This window comes from Pseudomonas sp. GM49, from assembly GCF_000282355.1.
Classification (GTDB): Bacteria; Pseudomonadota; Gammaproteobacteria; order Pseudomonadales; family Pseudomonadaceae; genus Aquipseudomonas.
On the sequence record NZ_AKJL01000316.1, the window covers coordinates 1 to 1,521 of the forward strand.

Sequence of the window (1,521 nt, forward strand, 5' to 3'; positions counted from 1 at the left end):
GGCTCGTTGCCGCGCCGGCGGAACCAGCCGGTCAGCGACAGGCGATCCCGGGTCGCGGGCAGGACTTCGTGGGGCACCTCACCGGAGAGAAACACCACCAGGCAGCCGCCGATAGGCTGCACGTCGTGGACGCGATCATTGTCGAGGTACATGCGCAACTGGCCACCGTGTTCGGGAAGCCAGCCGTCATTGAGGTAAACCACCGCCGAAACCATGCGCCGGTCGTCATCGCGAAAGCGGTCGACATGTTTCAGGTAGAAGGCACCGGGCGGGTACATCGCAAAATGGCTTTCGAAATCCTCCAGGCCGAGAAACAGGCGCCGATTGATCGCCTCGCGCAGGCTGTCCATCAAACTCAGGTAGCTATCGCAGGCCTCGGCCTGGCCGGGGTCGATCCACTGGATATGGTCGCCACGAATCCCTTCGCGGATCTCCGATGACGACCCGCGGCCCACGGCGGCCGGAGCCAGTTCACCCTCGGCAGCTCGTTGACGGCACTCGGCCGCCAGCGCTCGGGTGAGATCCAGAGGCAGGAAAATATTCTGCTGCGACCAGCCGTGCTCAGCCAGGTCGTCGACGATTCGTAACAGCAGCGGGTGATCAGAGGATATTTGCATGCCGCGCATAGTATTCCTGTGCCCGGAAATCCGACAGAGCCGCGCAGCGGGTTGATACGAATTCTCGACAAGTACGGATACCGCACGGAGAATAGTCGCCTGCTGACTGGAGTCCCTATGCGCCGTTTGCTTTTATCACTGCTGATGTTCTGCGTTTTGCCCGCCTGGGCAGACGGCCACGACCAGTTGTACAAGGTCGCCGGCTGGCCGGAACAACGCGCGCATTTCAACGACGCCCTTTCCGCTGCACAGCAACGCTACCAGGGCAGCCTGCCGCCGGCGGTGTTTCAGGCACTGGTCAACAACAGCAATCAGCGTTTTGCCGACCGGGCCGTGGACCAGCGCGCCGAAGCACAATTGCGCAAGAACCTCGCCGACCCCAAACCCGCGCTGACGTTTTTCAAGTCGCCCCTGGGCAAGAAAATCGTCGCCGCCGAGCTGCTGGCGACCCGTCGCGACCAACTGGCGAAAAACGCCAAGGGTCTGCCGAAGATGCAGGCGAGCGACAGCCGCATGCTGATCATCGGCCATTTGGCCCAAGCCCTGCCCGCACGCGAGGCCGGCGCGGAGGTCAGCCTGGCGATTGCTGGCGTCGCCGCGGACAGTTTGAGCTCGATGATTCCCGGGCTGTTGGGTGCCGGTCAGGCACAGGGCATGTTGAACGGACAACGTCAGCGCCTGATGGATCAGATCGGCAGTGACCTGAACAACACGCTGCTCTACGTCTATCGCGACCTGTCGGACAACGAACTGGAAGAGTTTGCGACCTTTGCCGAATCGGCGGAAGGCCAGGCCTATTATCAGGCGGCGCTGGCGGCGATTCGCGCGGGGTTGGCAGTGGGGCAGAGCAATTCGAACCTGACCCAGTGATCTTTAGCGCCAGATAGATCGCTTTCGTCGGAAC

2 protein-coding genes are annotated in these 1,521 nt (G+C 62.3%); one reads left to right on the plus strand and one right to left on the minus strand.

What is annotated here, in order from left to right; genetic code table 11:
• A partial coding sequence (locus PMI29_RS02005; RefSeq protein ID WP_008003920.1) for a 2OG-Fe(II) oxygenase occupies positions 1-626 on the minus strand: 626 nt, incomplete at its 3' end.
• Positions 627-734: 108 nt separating this feature from the next.
• On the opposite strand from PMI29_RS02005, the gene PMI29_RS02000 reads away from it, so the two are divergent.
• Positions 735-1,487, plus strand: a complete 753-nt coding sequence (locus PMI29_RS02000; protein WP_008003922.1) for a DUF2059 domain-containing protein — start codon at positions 735-737, stop codon at positions 1,485-1,487.
• Positions 1,488-1,521: the final 34 nt, after the last annotated feature.

Coding starts and splice junctions, on each gene's coding strand:
- PMI29_RS02000 (WP_008003922.1), top strand. CDS start 735: ATGCGCCGTTTGCTTTTATCACTGCTGATGTTCTGCGTTTTGCCCGCC.